Below are 26,803 nucleotides of genomic sequence, written 5' to 3'. Positions count from 1 at the left end.
GAGCTTGCTCGCGATAGCGTCATTCCGGTCACCCCTTTCAGTGGCTGGATCACCGCATCGCGAGCAAGCTCACGCCTACGAGATTTCTGCAGAGCGGCGAGGCATCAAAGCTGCTTGATAGCGCCCGGCTGAAAAACAGCCTCGGCCGGGGCAATGCCATTGATCAACGGCGCGCCGAACTCATGCTGGCTGATCTCGAACGTGTCCCCCGGCTGGGTCTTGATGCCGTCGGCAAATGACAGCGTCGCGGTGCCGAAGAAATGCACATGCACATCGCCCGGCCGCAGGAACTGGGCGTATTTGAAGTGGTGGTACTCCAGGTTTTCCAGGCTGTGGCACATGTTGGCCTCGCCGCTCAGGAATTCTTTCTCCCACAGCACTTGCCCGTCGCGGCGGATGCGACTGGTGCCCGCCAGGTTCTGCGGCAGATCACCTACGCGCAGCTCCGGGCCGAACGAGCAGGCGCGCAGTTTGGAATGGGCCAGGTACAGGTAGTTCTTGCGCTCCATGATGTGATCGGAGAATTCATTGCCGATGGCGAAACCCAAACGGTAAGGCTTGCCGTCGTGACCGATCACGTACAGCCCGCTCAGCTCGGGCTCTTCGCCGGCGTCTTCGGAGAATGGGGGTTGCGGGAACGACTCGCCCGGACGAATGACAATGCTGCCGTCGCCCTTGTAGAACCACTCCGGCTGCACGCCTGGCTGACCGGCCGCTGGCTTGCCGCCTTCCAGCCCCCATTTGAAGATGCGCATGGTGTCGGTCATGCCCGCTTCGTCATTGCCGTGCTGGTGCATTTTGTCCCGAGCCGAAGCGCTGCCCAAGTGGGTCAGGCCCGTACCGCTGACCAGCAAGTGGGCCGGATCCGGGTGATCCAGCGGCGGCAGAATCATCAGATCGGCGCGCAGCTGTGAATAATCGTGGTTTTCGCCCAGGCCCAGGCTGTCGACCTGCTCGGCGAGGGAAATCTTCTTTTCGATGGCCGCCAGGGCCAGATCACGGGTGCTGGTGGCGCCCTGGATTTCGCGAACCAGCGGACCGTCCACCAGACCGACGCGACGCTGGCCATTGCCCAGCTCGAACTGTACTAAATGCATGGGATTCTCCTGTTTGAATTTTCGAAGACTCCGTAGGCGCCAACGTGTTGGCGATGAACCCGCGCGGTGTCAGTACCGGCGCTTCGCGAATGAATTCGCTCCTACAGGTTTTGTATCAGTGTCCAGATTTCCACGCCCCTTGTAGGAGCGCGCTTGCCCGCGATAGCGATCTGTCTGAAACATCTTCATGTCTGACACACCGCCATCGCGGGCAAGCGCGCTCCTACAGGGGTTTTGTGTCAGGCCTTGCTCCGCGCGCTGGCGGCGAATTTCGATTCGGGCAAAGCGTGCTTGCGTTCCAGAACACGGTAGACCACACCGGTCAGGATCAGGCCGAAGATCATCACGCCCGAAAGGAAGTACAAGCCGCTGGCCAGATTGCCGGTCAGTTCTTTCAGCCAGCCGATGACAAAGGGGCCGATGTAGCCGCCCAGATTACCCACCGAGTTGATCAACGCGATGCCCGCCGCTGCACTGGCGCCGGCGAAGAAACGACCGGGCAAGGTCCAGAACACCGCGGTGCAGGAAAAAAGCGAGAACGCTACCAGCGACAGCGCCGCCAGTTGCAGCACCGGAACCGTCAGGTACGCGCTGAGAAACAAACCGATCACGCCGATCACATACAGCACCGCCAAGTGGCCATAGCGATCATTGAGCCGGTCGGAGCTGCGCGGGACGATCAACAGGCCGACGATGCCGAAAATGTAGGGCACCGCAGAAATGAAGCCTGTGGTCAGGTCACTGCCGCCAAACTGTTTTATCAGCGTCGGCAACCACAGGCCCAGGCCATAAATGCTCAGCGTGACAGGGAGGTAGAAGAGCGCCAGCAGCAGAACGCGTTTGTCCTTCAGCGCATGCAACGGATTGCCGTGGCGGGTCTGGCCGTATTCTTCCAGGTCCTTTTGCAGCTCGCCAGCGAGCCATTGCTTCTCGACCGGGTCCATCCATTTCACGTCTTTGGGGCCGTCAGGCAACCAGCGCAACACCGGCAGGGTCAGCAGAATCGCCGGCGCGCCGATGCACAGGAACAGCCACTGCCAGCCGTGCAGACCCGCCACCCCTTCCATGCCCAGCAAACCACCGGAAATCGGGCCGGTGATCATCATCGCAATGGGCTGGGAAAGAATGAACAGACCGAGGATCTTGCCGCGATGGCGGACGGGGAACCACTGGGTGATGTAGTACAGAACGCCGGGGAAGAATCCCGCCTCGGCCGCGCCGAGCAGAAAGCGCATGACGTAAAAGCTGGTCGGGCCCTGGACGAAAGCCATGCCCATGGTGATCGCGCCCCAGGTGAGCATGATCCGCGCGAACCAGCGCCGCGCGCCGAAGCGTTCGAGCATCAGGTTGCTGGGGATTTCCAGCAGGAAGTAGCCAATGAAGAACAGGCCGGCACCCATGCCATAGGCCGCGTCACCGATGCCGACGTCCGCGCCCATGTGCAGCTTGGCGAAGCCGACGGCGGAGCGGTCTACGTAGGCGATCAGATAGAGCAGGATCAGAAAAGGAATGAGTTTCAGGGTGATGCGACGAATAAGCCTGAGTTCCTGGCTCATGGATGCGGTCCTCATTGTTTTTGTTATGGAAGCCTGCGGGGATCGCCTCTGCCTTCGTGTGCGCATTGCTGCGGATGAAGCCGGCAGGGTCGTCCCTCGGTTGAGATCGACTATATAGTATTACTATTTAAGACTACAACTCTTCCACTCGCGACATTTTCGGCCTATTTTAGTCAGCACCTGCAGCCTTTAGTCTTACAAATAAAGCCTAACAATAAGAGTGCTGATTTATGTCCGATTCCGATAAGAAACCCGTGCTGCGCTCCGCCCAGTGGTTCGGTACCGCCGACAAGAACGGCTTCATGTACCGCAGCTGGATGAAGAACCAGGGCATCGCCGACCATCAGTTCCAGGGCAAGCCGATCATCGGCATCTGCAACACCTGGTCCGAACTCACCCCCTGCAACGCCCACTTCCGCACCATCGCCGAACACGTCAAACGCGGCGTGATCGAAGCCGGTGGTTTCCCGGTCGAATTCCCGGTCTTCTCCAACGGCGAATCGAACCTGCGCCCGACCGCCATGCTGACCCGCAACCTGGCGAGCATGGACGTTGAAGAGGCGATTCGCGGCAACCCCATCGACGGCGTTGTGCTGCTGACCGGTTGCGACAAGACCACCCCTGCCCTGTTGATGGGCGCCGCCAGCTGTGACATCCCGGCCATCGTCGTCACCGGCGGGCCGATGCTCAACGGCAAACACAAAGGCAAGGACATCGGCGCCGGCACCATCGTCTGGCAGATGCACGAATCCTATAAAGCCGGGCAGATCAGCCTCGACGAATTCCTCTCTGCCGAATCGGGCATGTCGCGCTCGGCCGGTACCTGCAACACCATGGGCACCGCCTCGACGATGGCGTGCATGGCCGAAGCGCTTGGCACGTCGCTGCCGCACAACGCCGCAATACCTGCGGTGGATTCCCGCCGTTACGTGCTGGCGCATATGTCCGGCATGCGCGCTGTGCAGATGGTCAACGAGGACCTGCGGCTGTCGAAGATCCTGACCCGTGAGGCCTTCGAAAACGCCATTCGCGTCAACGCCGCCATCGGCGGTTCGACCAACGCGGTTATTCACCTGAAAGCCATCGCCGGTCGCATCGGCGTAGAGCTGGAGCTGGACGACTGGACCCGCATCGGTCGCGGCACGCCGACGCTGGTGGACCTGCAGCCTTCCGGGCGCTTCCTGATGGAAGAGTTCTACTACGCCGGCGGCCTGCCTGCGGTGTTGCGTCGTCTGGGCGAGAACAACCTGATTCCCCATCCCGACGCCTTGACCGCCAACGGCAAGACGCTCTGGGAAAACGTGCAGAGCTCGCCGATCTATGGCGACGATGAAGTGATCCGCGCCATCGACAATCCGCTGGTCGCCGATGGCGGAATTTGCGTGCTGCGCGGCAACCTCGCGCCGCTGGGCGCGGTGCTCAAACCGTCCGCTGCCACGCCTGCGCTGATGAAACACAGGGGTCGCGCGGTGGTGTTCGAGAACTTCGACATGTACAAGGCGCGCATCAACGATCCGGAGCTGGACGTGGATGCCAACAGCATTCTGGTCATGAAGAACTGCGGGCCGAAGGGTTATCCGGGCATGGCCGAAGTCGGCAACATGGGTCTGCCGGCCAAGCTGCTGGCCCAGGGCGTGACCGACATGGTGAGGATTTCCGATGCGCGCATGAGCGGCACGGCCTATGGGACTGTGGTTTTGCACGTGGCACCCGAGGCTGCAGCCGGGGGTCCGCTGGCGGTGGTGCAGGAAGGTGATTTCATCGAACTGGATTGCGCAACCGGCCGCTTGCATCTGGATATTCCGGAAGCGGAGCTGGCCGCACGCCTGGCCGATTGGCAAGCGCCGCCTCAGCTGTTGATCGGCGGCTATCGTCAGCTGTACATCGATCATGTGATGCAGGCCGATCAGGGTTGCGATTTCGACTTCCTGGTCGGCATGCGCGGCTCGGAAGTGCCGCGGCATTCCCATTGATAAAGAGCCATTAATTGAAAGCCATTGTTGAGATGCGGCACAGAACGCTGCGTCTGATCTGAATATCACTCGCACCGTCAAACCGTAGGAGCCGGCTTGCTGGCGAACGCTGTAGTTCAGTCGACAACTTATTCGCTGACACTCCGCATTCGCCAGCAAGCCGGCTCCTACGAAGATCTGCTTCTTATCTGAATACGAGTACACCGCGCGTCTGCAGGTCGCGCTCCTCCAGGCGCCGTTCGCCAATGCTATGATGCGCCGCATTCACCGCTCAGGATTGCCCCGCGCCCCATGGATTACCGTAAGCCCTCCGACCGTAAAAGCATGCACTCGCGCATTGTCCAGGACATCGGCATGCAGATTGTCTCGGGCCGCTTCAAACCCGATGACAAACTCCCCGCCGAAGCCTTGCTCTGTGAAGAATATGCCGTCAGTCGTCCGGTGCTGCGCGAAGCCACCCGGGTGTTGGTCGCCAAAGGTCTGGTGTATTCCCGGCCGCGGGTGGGCACGGTGGTCAAGCCGCGCCGCGAATGGCACATCCTCGATCCGGACGTGCTGCACTGGCTGATGCAAAGCTCGCCGCAGAACGAGTTTTTCGCCCTGCTCACCAGCGTGCGCAGCATCATCGAACCGGCCGCCGCCGCACTCGCCGCGCAACACGCGACCCCCGAAGACATTACCGCCATTGGCGAAGCCTACGAGCGCATGGCCGCCGCGCCAACCGTCGAAGACGTGCTGCAACCGGACCTCGATTTCCACAGCCGCATCGCCGACGCCACCCACAACGACCTGCTCGCACATTTGTGCAACATGCTGTCGCTGGCACTGCGCGAGGCCTTGAAGCATTCCAACAAGCGCCCCAACCTGCACGAGCTGGCGTTGCCGCGCCATCGCGCGATCCTCACTGCCATCGAAAACCGCGATGCGCTGGGCGCCCACCACGCCACGCTGGTGCAACTGGACGATGCGCGCAATGCGCTGAATGTGGTGCTGGGGCAAGGCGTGAAGCTGTAGCTCCGCGAAAACGGTTAAGGGCGCTTTGCTGAGCTCGACAGCAGATCAAAGGCTTCCCGGCTGAAGCCGGTCCTACTGACTGCACCCAATCTCACGGCAGATAAATGCTGAACAACCCACCGCCCAGCTCGCCGCCGTTGGTGATTTCGATGTGGCCGGGGACGCCTTTGCGCTGATGCTGTCTGGCGATGTTGGCCGCGAAATACAAACCCAATCCAGTGCTGCCGCTGTTCTGGTTGATGCCCAGCACGTAGTCGGTCTGCTCCTCGATCATCCGTGCGGGAAACCCCGGGCCGTCGTCGTTGATGCTGATCACCAGCTGCTCGCCGACCTGCCCTGCCGTAATCAATACCTCACTTCGCGCAAAGCGAATGGCGTTGATGACCACGTTGGACACCACTGAACCGACCAGTTCGCGATCAAAGAAGCCCGGCAGACCGAAGTCGTTCACCGCATAGCGCGCCGTAATGCCCCGACTGACGAGCACTTCCTGATGGAAGGCCAGCTGCGCTTCGATGAAGTCATCCAGCTCGTGATAATCCGGGCGCAACGGCAACTGGTTCACGCCCAGCTTGTACAGCCCCAGCAGCTGCACGAGCATGCCGTTGAGGTGGGCGAACTCGTAATCGATAACGCCTTGATCCGGCGTCCCACGACAGGCGTCGGGGAGCTGCTTGACCCACTGGCCGTGGGCCTGGATCAACGACCCCAGCGCGTTCTTCATGTCATGAACGGTGGAGGCAATCACCATCGAGAAGTCGAGCCCGAGATCCTGATCTTTCATTCGCCGAAAGCCCTGAGTCGCAATTTCTGGAAACGCTCGAAGCGAGCGTCGGTTTCCGGCATCTTGCCCACCATCTTGAGACTGTTCTGGCATTCCGCCAGGCTCGCCGCGTCGAGATTCTGAACGCCCATGTGCAGCAGCGACTGCGCCATGTTCAGCGCAATACTGATGTTCTTCGGCTGCAGGGCCAGGCCCTGGCGGAACAGGTCCTGCGCTTCGCCGAGCTTGCCGGCGCGGTAGCAGCGAATGCCCTGAACGTTAAAATCGATGGCCGCTTTGCCGGCGCCAAGAATCTCCGGATCGTCGGTCTGTTTGGCGATGTTCTGCATGACCAGCGGATCGTCGCCGTAAATCTCGGCACAACTTTTCAGAATGCCCGCGCCAGCGTTTTCCTGACCGAGGGCCTTGAGCTGCGAGGCCACCGCCAGTGCCGCATCGGCGCTGAGAAACTGCTCCATGCCCTCAAGCCGCTCCATCGCCTGCTCGGTCAGCTTGGCGGCCATTTCAGGGTCCGATGACGCCACGCTGGTGGCTTTCATCAGACGCGCGCGCACTTGCAGGCCGGCATCGTTGCCGTTTTCCTTCGCGACTTCTGTGAGGGTCTGGTTGATCTCGATGCGGGTGCGCGCATCCAGCCCGCGCTCGCCGCCACGGCTGATCAGGGCCTGAGCAAAGCCCAGGTTGGTTTCCGGGTCCTTGAAGCGTGAAAACTGGCCTTGGGAAACGGCCTGACGATACGCTTTTGAAGCGCCGTCGAAGTCCTCGTTTTCCAGCGCCAGCTTGCCCAGCAAACGCTGACGGCGCACAGCGTAGGGCGATAACCGCACGGCCTCTTCCAACATCTTCTGCGCACGCTTGTTATCGCCGCTGGCCACCAGCACATCGGCCAGCCCGTCGTACAGCACCGGCATGGCATTGAAGGCGCGAATGGCTTCTTCGTACACGGTCTGCGCTTCGGCATTGCGCCCGCGCTTGAACAGCAGCTTGCCCAACGCCACGTACGCCCAAGGCTGCGGACGGTCGGCGAGGATCGACTTGAGAAAGGCTTCCAGCGGCTCGTGCTGGTTAAGGTCACGCAGTGCATCGGCTTTATAGCGCAGGCACAGCGGCGCAAAACGTGGGTCCTGCCGGGTCAGCGCTGCGCAGGCAGCCAGCACTTCGGTCGGATTGCTGCGGTCGAGCGCCTGCAGGATCGGCTTGAGCAGGGTCTTGCGCTGGACGATCTTCTCCAGACGCTGAGCCAGGCTCGCGCGGTTGAACGGCTTGGTCAGGTACGCATCCGGCTCCCACTCCAGCGCACTCATCACCATTGCCTGGCTGTTTTCGGCGGTGACCATGACGAACACGCTTTCATGGCTGATCAGCCGATCAGTCATCAGGTCTTCGAGCACCTGCTGACCATTTTTCTTGCCGTCGCCCAGATTGAAGTCGTGGAGGATGAAGTCGTAGCGCTTCTGCGCGCACATCTTCAACGCCTCCTCGCCGGTGTCGGCCGTGTCCACCGCCTTGACGCCCAACTCGCGCAGCATCGAGCGGACCGAGCTGCGGAAGTCGGAAAAATCGTCGACGATCAGAAAGGTTTTTTGGTTCCACGCCAGCATCGAGATTCCTGTCACCGGATAAATAGTCGGCCCTGAGGCGCTTGCAAAGGGCGGCGGTCTCGTTCCCGGGTTCCGGGGAGAGAGGGCCAATGGAGTTGCGGCATGACGCCGCTTGTCCGAGTTATCGGCGGCAGCAGGGCAAAGCTTAGGCACGCCACGCGGGAAAGTGATGCCCTCGCGCCGTATTGACGGGTCATGGATACCGAAGGAGGCGCAGAAGAACCGGTAAAGTCCTTGGGTCATCCGCCGATATCCAGTCATGCAACGCGTAGCCAACAGCAACAACCCATTCCTTCCGAGTGCACCCCATGTCCTGGCTGACCGACCTGAAATTGAAGACCAAGCTGCTTTCGGCTTTCTGCCTGTGCGCGCTGATCACCGTGGTGGTGGGTGTGCTGGGGCAGAGTGGCATTTCCCGGCTGTACGATCTTTTCCAGAACACTGTCAGTGACAACCTTTACTCGATCGCTACAGTCGATTCAGTCAAAGCCAACGTCATTGCTACCAACCGTGACTTCTTCAAGGTCATCGGACTGACTGCGCTAAAGGCCAACCAGGACGACATCAATGCGGCGATCCAGTCATTAAAGGAAAATCAGGCTCAGGCCGAGACGGATTTCAAGGCTTACCGGACCACGCCGCTGGACCCGGATGAGAAAGCCGCTGGCGATGATTTCGAACGCGACTGGGCTGCTTACATCAGCGCCGCCCTCAACGCCTTGTCGGTGGTGCAAAGCGGCGATCTCGAGCAAGCCAGCAAGTTGGCCGCCACCAGCGTGACCCCGAGCTATCGCAAAACCATGGGCGAGCTGAAGATCATGATCCAGTCCAACGCGCGGCAAGCCAATGAACAGGCACAGCAAGGCATCGAAACGGACAAACAGGTGACGTGGATTCTGATCATCGGTTCGTTGATCGCGGTGGTGTGCGCCATTGCGTTGGGGCTGATCGTCACACGCATGATCACCCGGCCGATCTATCAATCGGTGGCCAGCGCGACCAGGGTGGCGGGCGGTGATTTGAGCCAGACCATCCACCTCGGCGGCCAGGATGAAACCGGGCAGTTGCTCAAGGCCCTGTCCAACATGCAGGGCAGCCTCAAGGGCACGGTTCAGCAGATCGCCACCGCTTCGGACCAACTGGCGTCCGCCGCTGAAGAACTGACCATGGTGACCGACGACAGCACCCGTGGGCTGATGCGTCAGAACGATGAAATCCAGCAAGCCGCCACGGCCGTCAACGAGATGACCGCCGCGGTGGAAGAAGTGGCGCGTAACGCCGCGAGTGCGTCGCTGGTGTCTGCGCAGACGTCCGAAGATGCCATCAAGGGCCAGCAACAAGTGCAGCAGGCCGTCAGCGCGATGAACACCATGACCGCGGAAATCACCGAATCGACCGAGCGCGTCGGAGCGCTGGCCGGGCAGATCCGCGACATCACCAAAGTGCTCGACGTGATCCGCGGAATCGCCGAGCAGACCAACCTGCTGGCACTCAACGCCGCCATCGAAGCGGCCCGCGCCGGCGAGCAAGGCCGAGGCTTTGCGGTGGTGGCGGACGAAGTACGTGCCCTCGCCCACCGCACTCAAACCTCCACCGGCGAAATCGAATCGATGATCACCAAGGTGCGCAATGGCGCCGACGAAGCGGTGAAGGCCATGGGCAAGAGTCAGGCGATCGCCGTGCATACCCAGTCATTGGCCACCGAAGCCGGCCACGCGCTGGAACGCATCAGCGAAGGCGTCAGCCAGATGAACGAACGCAACCTGGTGATCGCCAGCGCGGCAGAAGAGCAGGCGCAAGTGGCCCGCGAAGTGGACCGCAATCTGGTGAACATCCAGGACCTGTCGACGCAGACCGCAGCGGGCGCCAATCAGACCAGCGCGTCGAGTCAGGCGCTGTCGCGACTGGCCGTTTCGTTCCACTCCATGGTGGGCAAATTCACGCTGTGACCGGCTGGGTGTTTCGGCGCTCGGCCAGCCAATCGCCACCCTGAGACAAAATGGCGTATTGACTAATTTGACACCCGATTTGTCGAAAATGACATTTCGGGTACAATCCCCGCCCGCCGCAGGGGATGGACCTGATGACCAGGTCCTGCGGTGGATGATGTTTACTCAAGCTGCTGATTCCAATGATCGAATAAAAAGCACAGCACCGAGGGACATAGAACACGAGGTCGACCTTTTCAAAGGCCTCTTGACCCTTCCTCCTCGTTTTCCGAGAGCGAAGCCTGTCTGACGTTCGCGCCGCACACTGGCGCCCGGCACCGCAGGACGTTGCGCGACGAATGCTGCAGGCGGATAACTTTCTATCTATTGGATGATTCGATGTTCAAGAAAACGAGCACCGCTCTACTGGGCCTCGCGATTTCGGCCACCTTCCTGCAAGCCCACGCCGCAGAAAGCAAGAAAGTCGATGTACTGCTGATCGGCGGCGGCATCATGAGTTCGACCCTGGGCGTCTGGCTCAATGAACTCGAGCCGAGCTGGTCGATGGAAATGGTCGAGCGCCTCGACGCTGTCGCCGAAGAAAGCTCCAACGGCTGGAACAATGCCGGCACCGGTCACTCTGGCCTCGCCGAGTTGAACTACACGCCTGAAGACAAAGACGGCAAGGTCAACATCTCCAAAGCCATCGAGATCAACGAAGCCTTCCAGGTCACCCGTCAGTTCCTGTCCTGGCAGGTCCGCCAGAACGTCCTGAAGAACCCGCCTTCGTTCATCAACACCACGCCGCACATGAGCTTCGTGTGGGGCGATGACAACATCAAATTCCTGAAAAAGCGTTATGACGCGCTGCAGGCCAGCCCGCTGTTCCGCCCGATGCAGTACTCCGAAGACCCGGCGCAGATCGCCAAGTGGGTCCCGCTGATGATGGAAGGCCGTGATCCTTCGCAGAAGCTGGCGACCACCTGGACGCCCATCGGCACCGACGTCAACTGGGGTGAAGTCACCCGTCAGTACGTGTCCTACCTGCAGACCCGCCCGAACTTCGATTTGAAGTTGTCCAGCGAAGTGAACGACATCACCCGCAACGACGATGGCTCGTGGCACGTTGAATACAAGAACCTGAAAGACGGCACCACCTCCGGCACCGACGCCAAGTTCCTGTTCATCGGTGCAGGCGGCGGCGCATTGAAGCTGTTGCAGAAATCCGGCGTGCCTGAAGCTCAGGACTACGCAGGCTTCCCGGTTGGCGGTTCGTTCCTGGTGACCGAGAACCCGACCGTTGCCATGCAGCACATGGCCAAGGCCTACGGCATCGCCTCCACCGGCGCGCCGCCCATGTCGGTTCCGCACCTGGACACCCGCGTGCTGGACGGCAAGCGCGTAATCCTGTTTGGCCCGTTCGCCACCTTCTCCACCAAGTTCCTGAAAGAAGGTTCGTACTTCGACCTGTTCAGCAGCATGACCACCCACAACATCTGGCCGATGACCAAGGTGGGCGTGGAGCAGTATCCACTGGTCGAGTACCTCGCCGGTCAGCTGATGCTGTCTGACGACGACCGCTTCAAGGCGCTGCAGGAATACTTCCCGCACGCCAAGAAAGAAGACTGGCGCCTGTGGCAAGCCGGTCAGCGCGTGCAGATCATCAAGCGTGATGCGGACAAGGGCGGCGTGCTGAAACTGGGCACTGAAGTCGTTTCCTCCCAGGACGGCACCATTGCCGCGCTGCTGGGCGCATCGCCAGGCGCGTCGACCGCTGCACCGATCATGATGAATGTCCTGGAGAAGCTGTTCAAAACCCAGGTCGCGACGCCAGAGTGGCAAGCGAAGATCCATCAAATCGTGCCGAGCTATGGCACCAAGCTGAATGACTCCCCAGCCGCTGTTCAGCAAGAGTGGAACTACACCGCCGAAGTGCTGCAACTGGGCAAGCCGCCTGTGCTCGATCAGAGCGTCGGCACCAGCACTGCCGCGCCGGGCAAGCCTGCTGAAAGCAAGCCCGCCAGCGACATGGCGTTGTAAAACGCCTGACCGGTTGCATCGATTCCGGTGCTGCTGTTCACCAAGCCACGAGACTCCGCGTCTCGTGGCTTTTTTATTGGGCCGTGAATCAACCTGTAACCCGCCCCGCACCTTCCCGCTTCCGACCGGTAACGCTCGGCAGCCCAGGCCATTTCAAAGTGAACGGCTGGCTCATGCGCCGTGTCCACCCTGTAGAGCCAACAGGGAGAAAGGAATGGACGCTCATAACACTGAAGTGCTGAGGGACGTTGTTGTCATCGGGGGCTCCCAAGGTGCGATGGAAGCCCTGCGTGTCCTCCTCACTCGACTGCCGGCACATTTTCCCGCTGCCGTATTGATCGTGATTCACACACACTCGTCAGGTCCGGATTACATGGCATCGGTGCTCAGTCGTTACTCGACGCTGCCTGTCGCCTACGGTGAGGAAGGCGAACCGGTACTGCCCGGCCGTGTGTACCTGGCACCTCCTGACCGGCACATGGAAATCGTCTCGCCCGGGATCATTCATCTCGACGACGGCCCCAAGGTGAAGCTTGCACGTCCTGCCGCCGATCGCCTGTTTGCCACTGCTGCCGACGTGTTTCGCGAGCGGGTGATCAGCCTGGTGCTGTCCGGCGGCGACTCCGATGGTGCGGATGGGGCGGTAGAGGTCAGGAATGCTGGCGGGCTGAGTTTCGTGCAGCGTCCCGAGGAAGCGCCGGTGCCCAGCATGCCGATTGAGACGATGCGCAAAACCCTATTGAGTCCTCAGCTGAGTGCAGAAGAAATGGCGGACGCGCTGATCAAAGCGGTCGGTAGCGTTCACAGCTGATATTTCACAGGAGGCCAGAGGCCATGCCAGGAGGCGAACAGCATCCACCGCCGTCGGGCGCTTTCGATCTATTGGATCTGGGGCCGGGCCGCAACACGGCCGTTTTTCGCCTCACCCTTGCGTTCATGATTCTGGTGCTGCTGACGTTTATCTCGGTCGAGGGGTGGCGCGCGTGGCGCGATTACAACCACGCCTATGACTTCGCCCGGGACTCGGTCACCAATCTGGCCCGAGCCACCGCGCAGCACGCCGAGGACGCCATCCGCCAGGTCGACATCCTCACGTACGCCTTGGGCGAACGGGTCGAAGGCGATGGCCTGGCCAACATCAACGTCCCGCGCATCCATGCACTGATGGCCGAGCAATCTAAGCTCATGCCGCAGCTCCACGGACTGTTCGTCTATGGCGCCGATGGGCGCTGGATCGTCACGGACAAGGACGTAAGCCCGGACACCGCGAACAACGCCGACCGGGACTATTTCAACTATCACCGCACCCACACCGATCACCGCGTGCGCATCAGCAACGTGGTCAAAAGCCGATCCACCGGCGAGCTGATCATCCCGGTCTCCAGACGTCTGAATAACGCCGACGGCTCGTTTGCGGGTGTGGTGCTGGGGACCATCAAGCTCAGTTACTTCATGGATTATTACGGCGACTTCAAAATTGATGATCGCGGCGCGCTGGTGCTGGCGATGCGTAATGGCACCATTCTGGTCAGGCGCCCGTTCATGGATTCGGTGGTGGGGCAAAGCCTGGCCGACAGCGACATTTTCAAACGCTACCTGCCGACCGCCAACGAGGGAGTTGTGGAAATCAAAGCCGTCGTGGACGGCACGTATCGGCTGTACGCTTTTCGGGCGCTGTCGAGCTACCCGCTGGTGGTCGCAGCAGGGCTGTCCAGGGAGTCCTTCGTTGGGCCATGGCGTCGCGACCTGCTCAAGTCAGGACTCGTGCTGTTGGTCCTGGTCGCCGGCTTTATCGGGTTTGCGTTTATCGTTCTCACGCAATTACGCGGCCGCATGGCCATGGAGAGCGAGATTCGCCTTGCCCATCAGGCAGTCAGAGACATGGCGCTGACAGACAGCCTGACCGGACTGGGCAACCGGCGCCGCCTCGACATGGCGCTGCACAGCGAGATCGGCAGGGCAAAACGACAGCGCTACCCGCTCGCCTTGATCATGCTCGACATCGATTACTTCAAGCGCTTCAACGACCGCTACGGACACGCGGCAGGCGACGACTGCCTCCAGCAGGTGGCCCAGGCCATCAGCGGAGTGTTGAAACGACCGGCGGATCTCGCCGTTCGCTACGGTGGCGAGGAATTCACGGTGCTGCTTCCGGACACGGACATCAAAGGTGCTGGCCGTCTCGCCGAGGACATCTTGCAGGCCATCCGGGGGCTCGCATTGGAGCATGCCGATCATCCTGAGAAGATCGTCACCGCAAGCGCCGGTGTTACCGCCAGGTTCCCAGCTTTGGAAGACACCACCCCTGCCGGCATGATCAAAGCGGCGGATGCCTACCTCTACTACGCGAAAAATAATGGCCGTAATCGGTGGTATGCGGATCAGCACACTCAGGCGAGCGCACAGGTGTGAAAGAGGTTGGACTGACTGTCCAGACGGCCGAGAAGTGTTACCGAGAAAGCGTGGTGTTTTGGCGACCAGAGGTGAATCAGATATGTCCCCTGCAGGAATCGAACCTGCATCTAGCCCTTAGGAGGGGCTCGTTCTATCCGTTGAACTAAGAGGACACCAAAACAGACGGCGTGCATCTTAACGACAAGGCGCTGGCTTGTCATGTCGTCATTATCAACGGGAGCTGTAAGACGCTGCCTGCAGGTCACATCAGAGGGCTATCGTGCAGAATGCAACGATGGCCAAGGGCCTTATTGCAAAACGCAACCCTACAATCCATAGAATCCTGCCTATCCTATTGATTTGTATTGGTTTTATTTGTGCCAAAGATTGGCATGCAGACTGCACTACTCTTCTTCGCGAACTGCCCCTCTGAACGTCGTCCCCGCGAAGGTACCCGAGATGAACATGACACTGTCTTTGCTCAACGCTGCCGCGCTTGTCGCATTGGTCGCCTTCCACTTCCAGGATGATGGCAGCACGGCAGAGGCTGTGAAATCAGATAGCGTCGCCCTTCAGGCGCAGCCTCATCACCTTATGCAACAGACGCCGCGGTTCGCAGCCATGCAAAGTCAGGGTACAGAAGCCATTCTGGCTCATGACAATGAAGAAGCCATGCCGGTTAATCGTCCGGAGCGCTGGGTGTTCTAATCAGAATTATCTGATCAGTTTCTGCACCGCTTCGACGCGCGCTCCGTCAAAGAGCACACCATTAGAGAGCAGCCATGTCCAAAGCAGCAATTTCGTTCCTGATCCTGGCCGTGATGGCCCTCGCCGCAGACCAACTGCTGGCTCCGTCAATGGAAACTCCAAGTACCCTTGTGAAAGCAGCTGCCGGGATTTTTGCCAGCCTGTTCGTTGCAGCGCTGTTCGTAGGACGCCGTATCAAGTTCGACCCAGTCTTGCGCCAGGCCAAGCCCTGAGCCCTCGTCGGCGCCCTGCTCGCGGGTCACACAGGCAAATCATCATGTGCCTGTCGGCTTTGGCTTACACCACATCGGCCATGTTGCACACAGACCCTTCGTCTCTTTCTTGACTCCCCCCTCGTATTATCCTCACTCTCCCACTACGCTGAAGACAGATAGCCATCACGGCGTCTGCCCAGCACCACAAGGGCGAACCGCTTTCCAGTTTGCAAACCAGAACGCATTTCGGATAATTGGTGCTGGCTAAAAGCCTTTATCTAGTTCAGTATTTGTCACACATTTGACGCCAAGGAATCGACGCATTGGTGCAGGATGGCGATCCTTTATGCGGGTTGGTTGAACATTTCGTCCAAAAGACAGTCAGAGCATGACATCTGCGGCCTAATGCAAGAACCGCCTCTCTCTTTGAACTAATTCGGTTAAATATATGAGCCCTATGAAACAGGCCAATTATTCCAGTCGCACAGCTGACAAGTTCGTAGTTCGTCTCCCGGAAGGCATGCGCGAGCGTATTGCGGACGTCGCCAAACAGCACCACCGCAGCATGAACTCGGAAATCATTGCGCGTATTGAGCAGAGTCTGATTCAAGAAGGCGCGCTAGGTGATGAGCCAAGTCTGCGTCTGGACAGCCCGGAGCTGTCGCTTCACGAACGCGAGCTGCTGCAGCGCTTCCGTCAGTTGGCTCACCGCCAGCAGAACGCACTGGTTTCCCTGATTGCACATGACACTAGCCTGGCAAACGACGACGAGTAAGTCGTTTAAACCAGAGACTTGAAAGCCAGCGTACTGCTGGCTTTTTTGTGCCTGAAATTTAATGACCTGATTGTTTCCCACCCATTAAGTGAGGTCGCGGACATTAAAAAACCGCCCTGAAGGCGGTTTTTTATGAAACGAGCAGTCACAGTAGGAACAGCGTCGCCAACCCGAGAAAGATAAAGAACCCACCGCTGTCGGTCATGGCCGTGATCATTACACTGGCGCCCATCGCCGGATCGCGACCGAACCGCGACAGGGTCATCGGGATCAGCACGCCCATCAGCGCCGCCAACAGCAGATTCAATGTCATGGCGACGGTCATCACCACCCCAAGGGACCAGCTGTGATACAGCAGGTAAGCGACGATCCCTATCACCCCGCCCCACACCAGACCGTTGATGAGCGCAACACCCAGTTCCTTGCGCATCAGACGTGAGGTGTTGCCGGTGTTGACCTGATCAAGGGCCATCGCCCGAACGATCATGGTAATGGTCTGGTTGCCGGAGTTACCCCCGATCCCCGCCACGATCGGCATCAAGGCCGCCAGCGCCACCAGCTTCTCGATGGAGCCTTCGAACAAACCGATAACCCGCGAGGCGAGGAAGGCGGTAATCAGGTTGACGGCCAGCCAGGACCAGCGGTTGCGCAGGGATCGCCAGACCGACGCGAAGATGTCTTCTTCCTCGCGCAGACCCGCCATGTTGAGCACTTCGGTCTCGCTTTCCTCACGGATGAGGTCGACCATCTCATCGATGGTCAGACGGCCGATCAGCTTGCCGTTCTTGTCGACCACCGGGGAAGAGATCAAGTCGTAACGTTCGAACGCCTGGGCGGCTTCATACGCATCACCGTCAGGATGGAAGCTCACGGGGTCACTGGCCATGACCTCCGACACTTGTTTCTCGGGGTCGTTGACCAGCAGACGCTTGATGGGCAGTACGCCCTTGAGCACGCCATCGGAATCGACCACGAACAGTTTGTCGGTATGACCGGGCAGCTCTTTGAGGCGGCGCAGATACCGCAGAACGACTTCCAGGCTGACATCCTCACGGATGGTCACCATCTCGAAGTCCATCAGGGCGCCGACCTGCTCCTCGTCATAGGACAAGGCGGAGCGAACGCGCTCACGCTGCTGGCTGTCCAGCGCCTCCATCAACTCATGGACAACATCGCGCGGCAGCTCTGGCGCAAGGTCGGCAAGCTCGTCGGCGTCCATTTCCTTGGCGGCAGCGAGCAGCTCATGATCGTCCATGTCGGCGATCAGGGTTTCCCGAACGGAGTCGGATACTTCAAGAAGGATGTCGCCGTCACGCTCGGCCTTCACCAGCTGCCAGACCGTCAGACGGTCTTCGAGGGGAAGTGCTTCGAGGATGTAGGCAACGTCGGCAGAGTGCAGGTCGTCGAGCTTACGCTGCAGCTCGACGAGGTTTTGCCGGTGAACGAGGCTTTCGACACGATCCTGATTCTGGCCTTCCTGACGGTGCGTCAGGTCTTCGACGATGCGCTGACGCTGCAGCAAGTCGATGACTTGGGCGAGACGATCCTGAAGGCTTTCCTGCGTCTTTTTTACTTCGATTTGGGTCATAGGCGAACTCCACTCCCAGCAGTGGAACCCGCCAGAAGATCAATCAGTCGATTCTTGATTGGTGAAACTTAGTGTTGAGTTGCTACTGGGTAAGTCCATGGAGGTAGTCCACAAGCCCCGGCGGGGCTGACGGGCGCAATCATACACCGCTTGCCGGGGCGGGAGTCTAAAAATTCAACGTGAAACAATCGGTTGCAACACTTCGCTAACGGCTGTCCGAGTCACGGCTATTGGCCCGTCACATCCGGTGAACAAAACCCGCTCGCCGTGAGAAATCGTCATCGCTACCCTTTCCGCAAACGGGCCAGGGAGGACACTGCGATGCCGCTGAACGCTAAAAAACTCTTCATCACCCTGCTGCTGTTTTTGCCAGTCGGCGCAGGCGCCACTACCGTCAATCGCTGCCAGGATCAAAGCGGCAGCGTGACGTTCACCACGCTGAGTTGCCCCAGCGGTCACACGACGGCGCCACAGGGTATCAACCCGGCATCGGGCACGACCTTTACGGCCCCTCCCCGAGGTACAACAGCGGACACGCCGCGAGATCGCAGAAGCCGAGAAGTGGTGGTCGTAGGCCAGCGCGATGACGGTTGCGGAAATATCCTGAGTGCGGAGCAGCGCCGCAAGGCGATCATCAATCAGCAGACACCCGCGGGGATGACCAAACGCGACGTGGAAAACTTGCTGGGACGACCGGACAAGGTCATCAGCCGCAACGCTGAAGTTCGTTACGTATATGAGGAGAAGAAGGGACGCAGTAGACAGGTGTCATTCGATGAACACGGCTGCGTAAAAGGCAAACGCTAGAAAGCAAAAAGCCCGCATTTTCATGCGGGCTTTTCGTTTTATGGTGCACTCGACAGGATTCGAACCTGTGACCGCTCGGTTCGTAGCCGAGTACTCTATCCAGCTGAGCTACGAGTGCAAATGGCGCTTTTTAAACCAGTTCACCTCTGGGCATCGCATTTTACTTCTGGAAGTGAGTGGTGCTTCCGAAGACCTGTTGAAGCCAGGCTCTTTCTAACTTAAGACTGTTGCTTGTATCACTACAACCAACGCTTAAATGGTGCACTCGACAGGATTCGAACCTGTGACCGCTCGGTTCGTAGCCGAGTACTCTATCCAGCTGAGCTACGAGTGCATTTGTTGCCGCGCATTATAGGCCGTCGAATCTCTTGGTCAAGCACTTTTTCTAGTAAATTCAACAACTTACCGATCAAGCCAGATTGCAACGTACTACGCAAATAATGGCGGAGAACGGGGGATTCGAACCCCCGACACCCTTTTGAGGTGTACTCCCTTAGCAGGGGAGCGCCTTCGGCCACTCGGCCAGCTCTCCGCAACACGGGGCGTATAATAACCACCCTTTTCCCCGTTTGCAAACCAAAAATTCAATAAAAATTAATGGCTTGGTTCTCCGTCCTTCTCTTTCTTTATACGCAGGTAAATCTCTTCGCGGTGAACGGCCACTTCCTTGGGCGCGTTGACCCCAATGCGTACTTGATTACCTTTAACGCCGAGCACGGTCACGGTGATTTCACCATCACCGATGATCAGACTTTCCGCGCACCGACGAGTCAGAATCAGCATACCTATCTCCTTACGGCTTACATTCAAGGGACTACAGTCTGCATAGACAAACGGCATGATCCCGAGCCAGAGGCCGCAGGTCCATGCCTCAGTATCGACCAGCGCCGGAAAAAGAATAGCGACTCACGCACATCTATTGGCACAAGGCGCGGCTGAAACCGAACATTGTGCCCAAGGCTCACTCGCCCTGACGCGGTGCGTCGAGTTCGAAGGCGGTGTGCAGCGCGCGAACGGCCAGCTCCAGATACTTCTCTTCGATCACCACCGAGACCTTGATCTCCGACGTCGAAATCATCTGGATATTGATGCTTTCCTTGGCCAGCGCTTCGAACATGCGACTGGCAACACCGGCGTGGGAACGCATGCCGACACCGACGATGGAAACCTTGGCGATCTTGGTGTCGCCAATGACTTCACGGGCGCCGATCTCGTTGGCGGTGTTCTGCAGAACCTGCAGCGCGGCCTGGTAATCGTTGCGGTGCACGGTGAAGGTGAAATCGGTGGTGTTATCGTGCGAAACGTTCTGCACGATCATGTCGACTTCGATGTTCGCGCCACTGATCGGGCCGAGAATCTTGAACGCAACGCCCGGGGTGTCTGGCACGCCACGGATGGTCAGCTTGGCTTCGTCGCGGTTGAAGGCGATGCCCGAAATGATCGGCTGTTCCATGGATTCCTCTTCGTCAATGGTAATGAGGGTCCCTGGACCCTCCTTGAAGCTGTGCAGTACGCGCAGCGGGACGTTGTACTTGCCGGCGAACTCGACCGCGCGGATCTGCAGGACCTTGGAGCCCAGGCTCGCCATCTCCAGCATTTCTTCGAAGGTGATCTTGTCCAGACGCTGGGCCTGCGAAACAACGCGCGGGTCTGTGGTGTAGACGCCATCGACGTCGGTGTAGATCTGGCATTCATCCGCTTTCAGCGCCGCAGCCAGCGCCACGCCGGTGGTGTCGGAACCGCCACGACCCAGGGTCGTGATGTTGCCGTCCTCGTCGACGCCCTGGAAACCGGCGACCACCACCACACGACCCGCCTTCAGGTCAGCGCGAATTTTCTGATCGTCGATCTGCAGGATACGCGCCTTGTTATGGGCGCTGTCGGTCAGGATGCGAACCTGATTACCGGTGTACGACACAGCCGGCACGCCACGCTTGATCAGCGCCATGGCCAGCAGAGCGATGGTGACCTGCTCGCCGGTGGAAACAATGACGTCCAGCTCGCGTGGCACCGGCTGATCACTGATCTGCCGGGCCAGTTCGATCAGGCGATTGGTTTCGCCGCTCATGGCCGACAGCACGACCACCAGATCATCGCCCGCATCACGGAATTTCTTGACCTTGTCGGCCACCTGTTCGATGCGCTCTACCGAGCCCACCGAGGTGCCGCCAAACTTTTGTACGATTAAAGCCATCTCAAAGCCGCCTCAGCCCATGAAGGGCGCCCGTTATCATTCAAACCGCGAAGCGCCGGAACCCGAATGACGGGCCCCGGGTGGGTCGACTTAAATACCTTGTTCGGCGAACGGAACAGCCAGTGCCAGCGCTGCTTCCAGTCCGGCAGCATCAACACCGCCGCCTTGCGCCATGTCAGGACGACCGCCGCCTTTACCGCCTACAGCGGCAGCCGCTTGCTTCATCAAATCACCGGCTTTGAGTTGGCCAGTCAGGTCTTTGGTGACGCCTGCCACCAGGACGACCTTGTCTTCATGCACCCCGCCGAGCAGGATCACTGCGCGGCCAAGCTTGTTCTTCAATTGGTCAACCAGAGCCAGCAACGCCTTGCCATCCTGACCGTCGAGACGGGCAGCTAGAACCTTGACGCCCTTGACGTCCACTGCCGAGCCCGACAGATCGTCGCCCGCAGCACTGGCAGCCTTGGCCTGCAGTTGTTCCAGTTGTTTTTCCAGCAGACGGTTGCGCTCCAGCACCGCCGACAGTTTGTCCAGAACGTTGTCGCGATTGCCTTTGACCAGGTTCGCGGCTTCCTTCAGTTGTTCCTCAGCCGCGTTCAGGTATTCCAGCGCCACGGCGCCGGTCACCGCTTCGATACGGCGCACGCCTGCAGCCACACCGCTTTCGCTGATGATCTTGAACAATGCGATGTCGCCGGTACGGTTGGCGTGAATCCCGCCACACAACTCGACCGAGAAACCGCCGCCCATGCTCAGCACGCGGACGTTGTCGCCGTACTTCTCGCCGAACAGCGCCATGGCGCCCTTCTGCTTGGCAGTCTCGATGTCAGTTTCTTCAGTCTCGACGGCCGTGTTCTTGCGCACTTCGGCGTTGACGATGTCTTCAAGCGCCTTGATCTGCTCGGGCTTGATGGCTTCGAAGTGGCTGAAGTCGAAACGCAGGCGCTGACTGTCGACCAGCGAGCCTTTCTGCTGGACGTGATCGCCCAGCACCTGGCGCAACGCGGCGTGCAGCAAGTGCGTGGCGGAGTGGTTCAACGAGGTGGCCTGGCGAACTTCGGCAGCGACGTCGGTGCTGACGGTGGTCCCGACTTTCAGGCTGCCCGACACTTGAACACCGTGGTGCAGGAACGCGCCGCCGGTCTTGGTGGTGTCGCTTACGTCGAAGCGCACTTCGCCGTCGGCAGTCAGGTAACCGCTATCGCCTATCTGGCCGCCGGATTCTGCGTAGAACGGGGTCTGGTCGAGGATGACCACGCCGTCCTCGCCTTCGCTCAACTGCTCGACCGCGAGGCCGTCTTTGTACAGCGCGACGACCTTGGCCTCGCCTGCGGTGGCTTTATAACCGGTGAACTGCGTGGCCACGTCAACCTTGACCAGGCTGTTGTAGTCCATGCCGAAGGAACTGGCGGAACGCGCGCGCTCACGCTGGGCATCCATCTCACGCTCGAAACCGGCCTCGTCGAGGGTCAGGTTGCGCTCGCGGGCGATGTCGCCGGTCAGGTCCATCGGGAAACCGAAGGTGTCGTACAGCTTGAACACCACGTCGCCGGGAACGACGGTGCCCTTCAGTTCGGCGAGATCCTGCTCGAGGATCTTCAAGCCCTGCTCCAGGGTCTTGGCGAACTGCTCTTCTTCAGCCTTCAACACGCGCTCGATGTGCGCCTGCTGGTTTCTCAGCTCGGGGAAGGCTTCGCCCATTTCGGCGACCAGTGCGGCGACGATCTGATAAAAGAAGCTGCCTTTGGCGCCCAGCTTGTTGCCGTGACGGCAGGCACGACGAATGATGCGGCGCAGCACGTAGCCACGGCCTTCGTTGGACGGCAGCACGCCGTCGGCAATCAGGAAGCCGCACGAACGGATGTGGTCGGCGACGACTTTCAGGGACGCCTGATTGTCGTTGCTGCAACCGATGGCTTTTGCAGCAGCGGCCAGCAGGCTCTGGAACAGGTCGATTTCGTAGTTGGAATTGACGTGTTGCAGAACGGCGCTGACGCGCTCAAGGCCCATGCCGGTGTCGACCGATGGCGCTGGCAGCGGGTGCAGAACGCCGTCGGCCGTGCGGTTGAACTGCATGAACACGTTGTTCCAGATTTCGATGTAACGGTCGCCGTCTTCTTCCGGCGAACCCGGCGGGCCACCCCAGATGTCGGCGCCGTGGTCGTAGAAGATCTCGGTGCAAGGGCCGCACGGGCCGGTGTCGCCCATGGTCCAGAAGTTGTCGGAGGCGTATGGCGCGCCCTTGTTGTCACCGATGCGCACCATGCGCTCGGCCGGCACGCCGATTTCCTTGGTCCAGATGTCGTAGGCTTCGTCGTCCGACGCGTACACAGTGACCCAGAGTTTTTCCTTGGGCAGGTTCAGCACGCCGGTGAGGAAGGTCCAGGCGTAGGTGATCGCGTCGCGCTTGAAATAGTCGCCGAAGCTGAAGTTGCCCAGCATCTCGAAGAAGGTGTGGTGACGCGCGGTATAGCCGACGTTTTCCAGGTCGTTGTGCTTGCCACCGGCACGCACGCACTTCTGGCTGCTGACGGCGCGGGTGTAGGCCCGCTTTTCCTGGCCGAGGAAGCAATCCTTGAACTGGTTCATGCCTGCGTTGGTGAACAGCAGGGTCGGGTCGTTGCCCGGGATCAAGGAGCTGGAGGCGACTCGGGTGTGGCCTTGCTCTTCGAAGAAGCGAAGGAAGGCTTCACGGATTTCTGCGCTTTTCATAGGTTCTTCCACGGAAACTGCGGCCTGGCACATGCATAGCGTCATTCGACGCAGCGACGGCAAAGGGCCGCATTATATAGGCGTTGTACGCTCGGTACAGCGTGTTATTCGATAGAAACCGGCAATCGGGCTGATCACCCGATCAGCGAGCGCCAAATTCGGCAAATGCCGCAACCACCTTGTCCAGATGCACAGCGGTCACATCAAGATGGGTGACCATGCGCAACCGCGGCGCGGCGCTCAGCACGATACCGCGCTCGGCGCACAGGGCGTTGAGCGCCTGAGCGCGATCGCCGATCCGTACGTAAACCATGTTGGTCTGTACCGGCTCGACGTCAAAACCGAGGTCCGCGAGTGCCTTGCCCAGGGCGGTGGCATTGGCGTGATCGTCGGCCAGACGCTCGACCTGATGCTCCAGCGCGTACAACCCCGCTGCTGCCAGGATGCCGGCCTGACGCATGCCGCCGCCAACCATCTTGCGCAGACGCCGGGCCTTGGCGATGAACTCGCTTGAGCCGCACAGCACCGAGCCGACCGGCGCGCCGAGTCCTTTGGACAAGCACACCGACACCGAATCGAAGTGCCGGGTGATCTCCCGCGCGTCCACGCCCAGCTTGACGGCGGCGTTGTACAGCCGAGCGCCGTCGAGGTGCAGGCCCAGTCCTTTTTCACGGGTAAACGCCCAGGCCGCCGCGAGGTATTCCATCGGCAGGACCTTGCCCTGCATGGTGTTTTCCAGGGCCAGCAGGCGGGTGCGGGCGAAATGAAAGTCGTCGGCCTTGATGGCGGCAGCAACCTGATCCAGGTCCAGCGATCCGTCTGCCTGGTTGTCCAGGGGCTGAGGCTGAATCGAGCCGAGCACCGCGGCGCCGCCGCCTTCGTATTTGTAGGTGTGCGCCTGCTGACCGACGATGTATTCGTCGCCGCGCTCGCAGTGGGCCATCAGGCCGAGCAGATTGCTCATGGTGCCGGTTGGTACGAACAGCGCGGCGGCAAAACCGAGACGCTCCGCCAGCCACGACTCCAGCCGATTGACCGTCGGGTCTTCGCCATACACGTCATCGCCAAGGGGCGCGCTGGCCATGGCGTCGCGCATGCCGGCCGAGGGTTGAGTCACGGTGTCACTGCGCAGATCGATTGCCGCCACGATGAAGCTCCCGTTCATTAGGGTCGAGCCTCAGTTCTGAGGTCAGGGGCATCGATAATCAAGGCTTGGGACTGGAATGCCAAGACGCCTTATAAGAAAAGCTGATGAAAACCATCAAAAAGGCTCCAAGCGAATCCCGGAAATCTATGTTACAAAATGCACGCCGACGGAAGATGCCGTTGGCAACGTTCTCAGGGCGGGGTGCAATTCCCCACCGGCGGTAATGGCGCGCAATGCGTCTAGCCCGCGAGCGCTTGCAGCGAGCTTAGCCTTGATGCAAGGTCAGCAGACCCGGTGTGATCCCGGGGCCGACGGTCATAGTCCGGATGAAGAGAGAACGGGACTGGCACAGCAGGATCGTTTCGAGACGGGTCCAGGCGCTTGGCGTCGGGCACGGTTTCGCACGTACCCTGGCATCCCATTCGATCCAAAACGCCCTGTTTTTTCATTAAACAGGAGTCAGAACACATGCAACCTACCGCCATTCACGCTCACGAGCGCATCGCCTTCATACAAGCCTGCTGGCACAAGGAAATCGTCGATCAGGCGCGCAAAGGCTTTGTCGCCGAAATGGCCCAACACGGTTACGCCGAGACCGATATCGATTTCTTTGAAGTCGGCGGCGCATTCGAAATCCCGCTTCACGCCAAGTTGCTGGCCAAGTCAGGTCGCTATGGCGGCGTCGTGGCGGCCGGTCTGGTGGTCGACGGCGGCATCTATCGCCACGAATTCGTTGCGCAATCGGTGATCAGCGCGCTGATGCAGGTCCAGCTGGAAACCGAAGTGCCGGTGTTCTCGGTCGTGCTGACCCCGCACCATTTCCACGCTGGCGAAGAGCATCAGAAGTTCTTCTTCGATCACTTCGTGCACAAGGGCCAGGAAGCGGCCAAGACCTGCGCGGACACGCTGACCAAGCTGCGCGCAGTGCGTCGGATCGGTGAGGTGCAGAAAGCGGCGGGTTGAACCGACGAGCCTGCAAGCCGGCTCCTACGGATTCGAGCCTGGCGCAGACGTGAGCCTGACGCATGGTCCCCTGTAGGAGCCGGCTTGCTGGCGAAGGCGCCGTGTCAGTCACGTTGATGGCGGCAGTTGGATGTGGTTCGCCAGCAAGCCGGCTCCTGCAGAGATCGGCGTTGGTCTTATTGCGCAGCGTGACCGACGCACCGCATCCGTGGGCAAGCGCGCTCCTGCAAGGCAGGCGCGCTGGGGTTTATCAGGCCAGCGTCTCGTCCGTCGCCGGCACGATCAGAATCCCGGCCCGCAGCCCGTTTTTGACGCTCGGGTTGGGGAAGATGATCCGGGCGCCCTCTTCTTCTATCACCCAGCGTGAATCGGCCAGGTCTTCGGCCAGCACGTAACCTTTTTCCAGTTCCGTGAAGTTCTCGATGTCCGCCGGCAAGTGCATGCGGAAAGCATCGCTGTGCTTGATGATTTCCCGGGCCACGCTGAACAGCTGCAACCCGTTCAGGTCCGCAGGCACATCGGTTTCGGTTCCAGCGATCAGCTGTTCCAGACAGGCCTTCAGCTTGTCGAGATTGACCTGCTGGTTCTGCCCGAACGGGCGCGCCTTGCCCAGCTCCAGGGTGAAGGCTTCGGCGTCGAGCTTGTCGTAGGTATAGGCGCTGAACACGATCGAGGACTTGTTTTGCAGCAGCACCGCTTCCATGCCCGCCTTACGCAGCCGGGCGAGTTCACGGCGGGAATGGGCGCGACCTTCCTTCCACGGATACAGCGCGAACTGCTCGATCTTCGAGCCGCGAATGGCCGTGTGCAGGTCGTAGTGCAGGCGGTAGCGGCCCGGAATGTTGAAGAAGCTGGCGGCCAGACGCTCGAGTTCGCAGGCGCGCAAGGCTTCGCTGCCGCCGCTGTGCTCGTGACGGCCGTTGAACAGACGGTTGACGTCCTGCTCGACGTAGCGCCCGCCGCTACGCATCGCTTCGGGGTTGCCGAACAGGAACAGAATACGTGCGCGAGGCTTGAGGTCGCCTCGGGCGATGGCGTGAATCAGCTCGTCGAGCAGCTCGATCGGCGCGGTTTCATTGCCGTGGATGCCGGCGGACAGCAGCAGGTCGGTGCCATTGTCCCGCGCTTCGGGAGGCCGGACTTCCAGCGCCCCTTCAGCGAGCCAGCGCATGCGAACGCCGTCGACAGTCAGCTGAGTCTTTTCCGCGGGTTCGCGACCCGCGAGGGTCAGTTCAAGCAGTTTGCCGAGGGCGAGCATGGGGAGTTTC

General features: G+C 60.0%; 21 protein-coding genes, 4 tRNA genes and 1 riboswitch. Of the genes, 11 read left to right on the top strand and 14 right to left on the bottom strand.

Translation table 11 applies throughout. From position 1 onward, the window contains the following. Nucleotides 1-104: 104 nt before the first annotated feature. The gene (gene araD1, locus EC919_RS09750) at nucleotides 105-1,097 is read right to left on the bottom strand and encodes an AraD1 family protein (protein WP_133773395.1); all 993 of its coding nucleotides are present in this window, start codon (nucleotides 1,095-1,097) and stop codon (nucleotides 105-107) included. A gap of 239 nt (nucleotides 1,098-1,336) precedes the next feature. After that, nucleotides 1,337-2,653: an MFS transporter gene (locus EC919_RS09745; RefSeq protein WP_133773393.1), complete on the bottom strand. Its 1,317-nt coding sequence runs from the start codon at nucleotides 2,651-2,653 to the stop codon at nucleotides 1,337-1,339. Nucleotides 2,654-2,883: 230 nt separating this feature from the next. Here EC919_RS09745 and EC919_RS09740 point away from each other — a divergent pair, with 230 nt between their 5' ends. Beyond that, a complete protein-coding gene (locus EC919_RS09740; protein WP_133773391.1) occupies nucleotides 2,884-4,626 on the top strand; it encodes an IlvD/Edd family dehydratase in 1,743 nt (580 codons plus the stop codon). 291 nt (nucleotides 4,627-4,917) lie between these two features. Continuing rightward, the gene (locus tag EC919_RS09735; protein ID WP_133773389.1) at nucleotides 4,918-5,640 is read left to right on the top strand and encodes a FadR/GntR family transcriptional regulator; all 723 of its coding nucleotides are present in this window, start codon (nucleotides 4,918-4,920) and stop codon (nucleotides 5,638-5,640) included. Nucleotides 5,641-5,731: 91 nt separating this feature from the next. On the opposite strand, the gene EC919_RS09730 is transcribed toward EC919_RS09735, so the two are convergent. Beyond that, nucleotides 5,732-6,424: a sensor histidine kinase gene (locus EC919_RS09730; RefSeq protein ID WP_133773387.1), complete on the bottom strand. Its 693-nt coding sequence runs from the start codon at nucleotides 6,422-6,424 to the stop codon at nucleotides 5,732-5,734. Then, the gene (locus tag EC919_RS09725; protein ID WP_133773385.1) at nucleotides 6,421-8,025 is read right to left on the bottom strand and encodes a response regulator; all 1,605 of its coding nucleotides are present in this window, start codon (nucleotides 8,023-8,025) and stop codon (nucleotides 6,421-6,423) included. Before EC919_RS09725 ends, EC919_RS09730 begins: the two co-directional genes overlap by 4 nt. A gap of 308 nt (nucleotides 8,026-8,333) precedes the next feature. Here EC919_RS09725 and EC919_RS09720 point away from each other — a divergent pair, with 308 nt between their 5' ends. The 4 genes from EC919_RS09720 to EC919_RS09705 all read left to right on the top strand — a co-directional run bounded on the left by EC919_RS09720 (nucleotide 8,334) and on the right by EC919_RS09705 (nucleotide 14,405). Then, on the top strand, nucleotides 8,334-9,974 hold the full coding sequence (locus tag EC919_RS09720) for a methyl-accepting chemotaxis protein (RefSeq protein WP_133773383.1): 1,641 nt from the start codon (nucleotides 8,334-8,336) through the stop codon (nucleotides 9,972-9,974). 378 nt (nucleotides 9,975-10,352) lie between these two features. After that, nucleotides 10,353-11,993, top strand: coding sequence for a malate dehydrogenase (quinone) (gene mqo, locus EC919_RS09715; protein ID WP_133773381.1), 1,641 nt, complete (start codon nucleotides 10,353-10,355; stop codon nucleotides 11,991-11,993). Between the two features lie 214 nt (nucleotides 11,994-12,207). Further along, nucleotides 12,208-12,804, top strand: coding sequence for a chemotaxis protein CheB (locus EC919_RS09710; RefSeq protein ID WP_133773379.1), 597 nt, complete (start codon nucleotides 12,208-12,210; stop codon nucleotides 12,802-12,804). Between the two features lie 23 nt (nucleotides 12,805-12,827). Then, nucleotides 12,828-14,405, top strand: coding sequence for a sensor domain-containing diguanylate cyclase (locus tag EC919_RS09705; RefSeq protein WP_133773377.1), 1,578 nt, complete (start codon nucleotides 12,828-12,830; stop codon nucleotides 14,403-14,405). A gap of 83 nt (nucleotides 14,406-14,488) precedes the next feature. Here EC919_RS09705 and EC919_RS09700 read toward each other — a convergent pair. Next, nucleotides 14,489-14,560, bottom strand: a tRNA-Arg gene (locus EC919_RS09700). A gap of 286 nt (nucleotides 14,561-14,846) precedes the next feature. On the opposite strand from EC919_RS09700, the gene EC919_RS09695 reads away from it, so the two are divergent. The 3 genes from EC919_RS09695 to EC919_RS09685 all read left to right on the top strand — a co-directional run bounded on the left by EC919_RS09695 (nucleotide 14,847) and on the right by EC919_RS09685 (nucleotide 16,124). Then, nucleotides 14,847-15,095, top strand: a complete 249-nt coding sequence (locus tag EC919_RS09695; RefSeq protein WP_133773375.1) for a hypothetical protein — start codon at nucleotides 14,847-14,849, stop codon at nucleotides 15,093-15,095. A 74-nt stretch (nucleotides 15,096-15,169) separates the two neighbouring features. Beyond that, nucleotides 15,170-15,367, top strand: a complete 198-nt coding sequence (locus EC919_RS09690) for a PA3371 family protein (protein WP_133773373.1) — start codon at nucleotides 15,170-15,172, stop codon at nucleotides 15,365-15,367. A 430-nt stretch (nucleotides 15,368-15,797) separates the two neighbouring features. Continuing rightward, nucleotides 15,798-16,124, top strand: a complete 327-nt coding sequence (locus EC919_RS09685; protein WP_065986187.1) for an Arc family DNA-binding protein — start codon at nucleotides 15,798-15,800, stop codon at nucleotides 16,122-16,124. A gap of 145 nt (nucleotides 16,125-16,269) precedes the next feature. Here the strand turns inward: EC919_RS09685 and mgtE are convergent, their stop codons facing one another. After that, on the bottom strand, nucleotides 16,270-17,712 hold the full coding sequence (mgtE, locus tag EC919_RS09680) for a magnesium transporter (protein WP_133773371.1): 1,443 nt from the start codon (nucleotides 17,710-17,712) through the stop codon (nucleotides 16,270-16,272). Nucleotides 17,713-18,033: 321 nt separating this feature from the next. On the opposite strand from mgtE, the gene EC919_RS09675 reads away from it, so the two are divergent. After that, nucleotides 18,034-18,519 (top strand): outer membrane protein assembly factor BamE, encoded by a 486-nt coding sequence (locus tag EC919_RS09675; RefSeq protein ID WP_133773369.1) that lies wholly within the window; start codon nucleotides 18,034-18,036, stop codon nucleotides 18,517-18,519. Nucleotides 18,520-18,560: 41 nt separating this feature from the next. Here EC919_RS09675 and EC919_RS09670 read toward each other — a convergent pair. The 7 genes from EC919_RS09670 to ltaE form a co-directional block, all read right to left on the bottom strand. Next, nucleotides 18,561-18,637, bottom strand: a tRNA-Arg gene (locus tag EC919_RS09670). 139 nt (nucleotides 18,638-18,776) lie between these two features. Continuing rightward, a tRNA-Arg gene (locus EC919_RS09665) sits at nucleotides 18,777-18,853 on the bottom strand. Nucleotides 18,854-18,960: 107 nt separating this feature from the next. Continuing rightward, nucleotides 18,961-19,051: transfer RNA gene (locus tag EC919_RS09660), tRNA-Ser, on the bottom strand. A gap of 62 nt (nucleotides 19,052-19,113) precedes the next feature. Continuing rightward, entirely contained in the window at nucleotides 19,114-19,302 is a 189-nt protein-coding gene (gene csrA, locus EC919_RS09655; RefSeq protein WP_133773367.1) for a carbon storage regulator CsrA, read from the bottom strand. A gap of 178 nt (nucleotides 19,303-19,480) precedes the next feature. Beyond that, nucleotides 19,481-20,713, bottom strand: a complete 1,233-nt coding sequence (locus tag EC919_RS09650) for an aspartate kinase (RefSeq protein WP_065986190.1) — start codon at nucleotides 20,711-20,713, stop codon at nucleotides 19,481-19,483. Between the two features lie 90 nt (nucleotides 20,714-20,803). After that, a complete protein-coding gene (gene alaS, locus EC919_RS09645; protein ID WP_133773365.1) occupies nucleotides 20,804-23,425 on the bottom strand; it encodes an alanine--tRNA ligase in 2,622 nt (873 codons plus the stop codon). Between the two features lie 142 nt (nucleotides 23,426-23,567). After that, nucleotides 23,568-24,572, bottom strand: a complete 1,005-nt coding sequence (gene ltaE, locus EC919_RS09640; RefSeq protein WP_133773363.1) for a low-specificity L-threonine aldolase — start codon at nucleotides 24,570-24,572, stop codon at nucleotides 23,568-23,570. 183 nt (nucleotides 24,573-24,755) lie between these two features. Then, nucleotides 24,756-24,915, top strand: a riboswitch (FMN riboswitch). Nucleotides 24,916-25,040: 125 nt separating this feature from the next. On the opposite strand from ltaE, the gene EC919_RS09635 reads away from it, so the two are divergent. Further along, nucleotides 25,041-25,535, top strand: coding sequence for a 6,7-dimethyl-8-ribityllumazine synthase (locus tag EC919_RS09635; RefSeq protein WP_133773361.1), 495 nt, complete (start codon nucleotides 25,041-25,043; stop codon nucleotides 25,533-25,535). Nucleotides 25,536-25,785: 250 nt separating this feature from the next. On the opposite strand, the gene astE is transcribed toward EC919_RS09635, so the two are convergent. Next, nucleotides 25,786-26,793: a succinylglutamate desuccinylase gene (gene astE, locus EC919_RS09630; RefSeq protein ID WP_133773359.1), complete on the bottom strand. Its 1,008-nt coding sequence runs from the start codon at nucleotides 26,791-26,793 to the stop codon at nucleotides 25,786-25,788. Between the last annotated feature and the right edge of the window lie 10 nt (nucleotides 26,794-26,803).

The organism is Pseudomonas graminis, assembly GCF_004364335.1.
Taxonomy (GTDB): Bacteria; Pseudomonadota; Gammaproteobacteria; order Pseudomonadales; family Pseudomonadaceae; genus Aquipseudomonas; species Aquipseudomonas graminis_D.
Note: the sequence above shows the minus strand (reverse complement) of the source record. Positions and strands in the feature narration are given on the sequence as shown.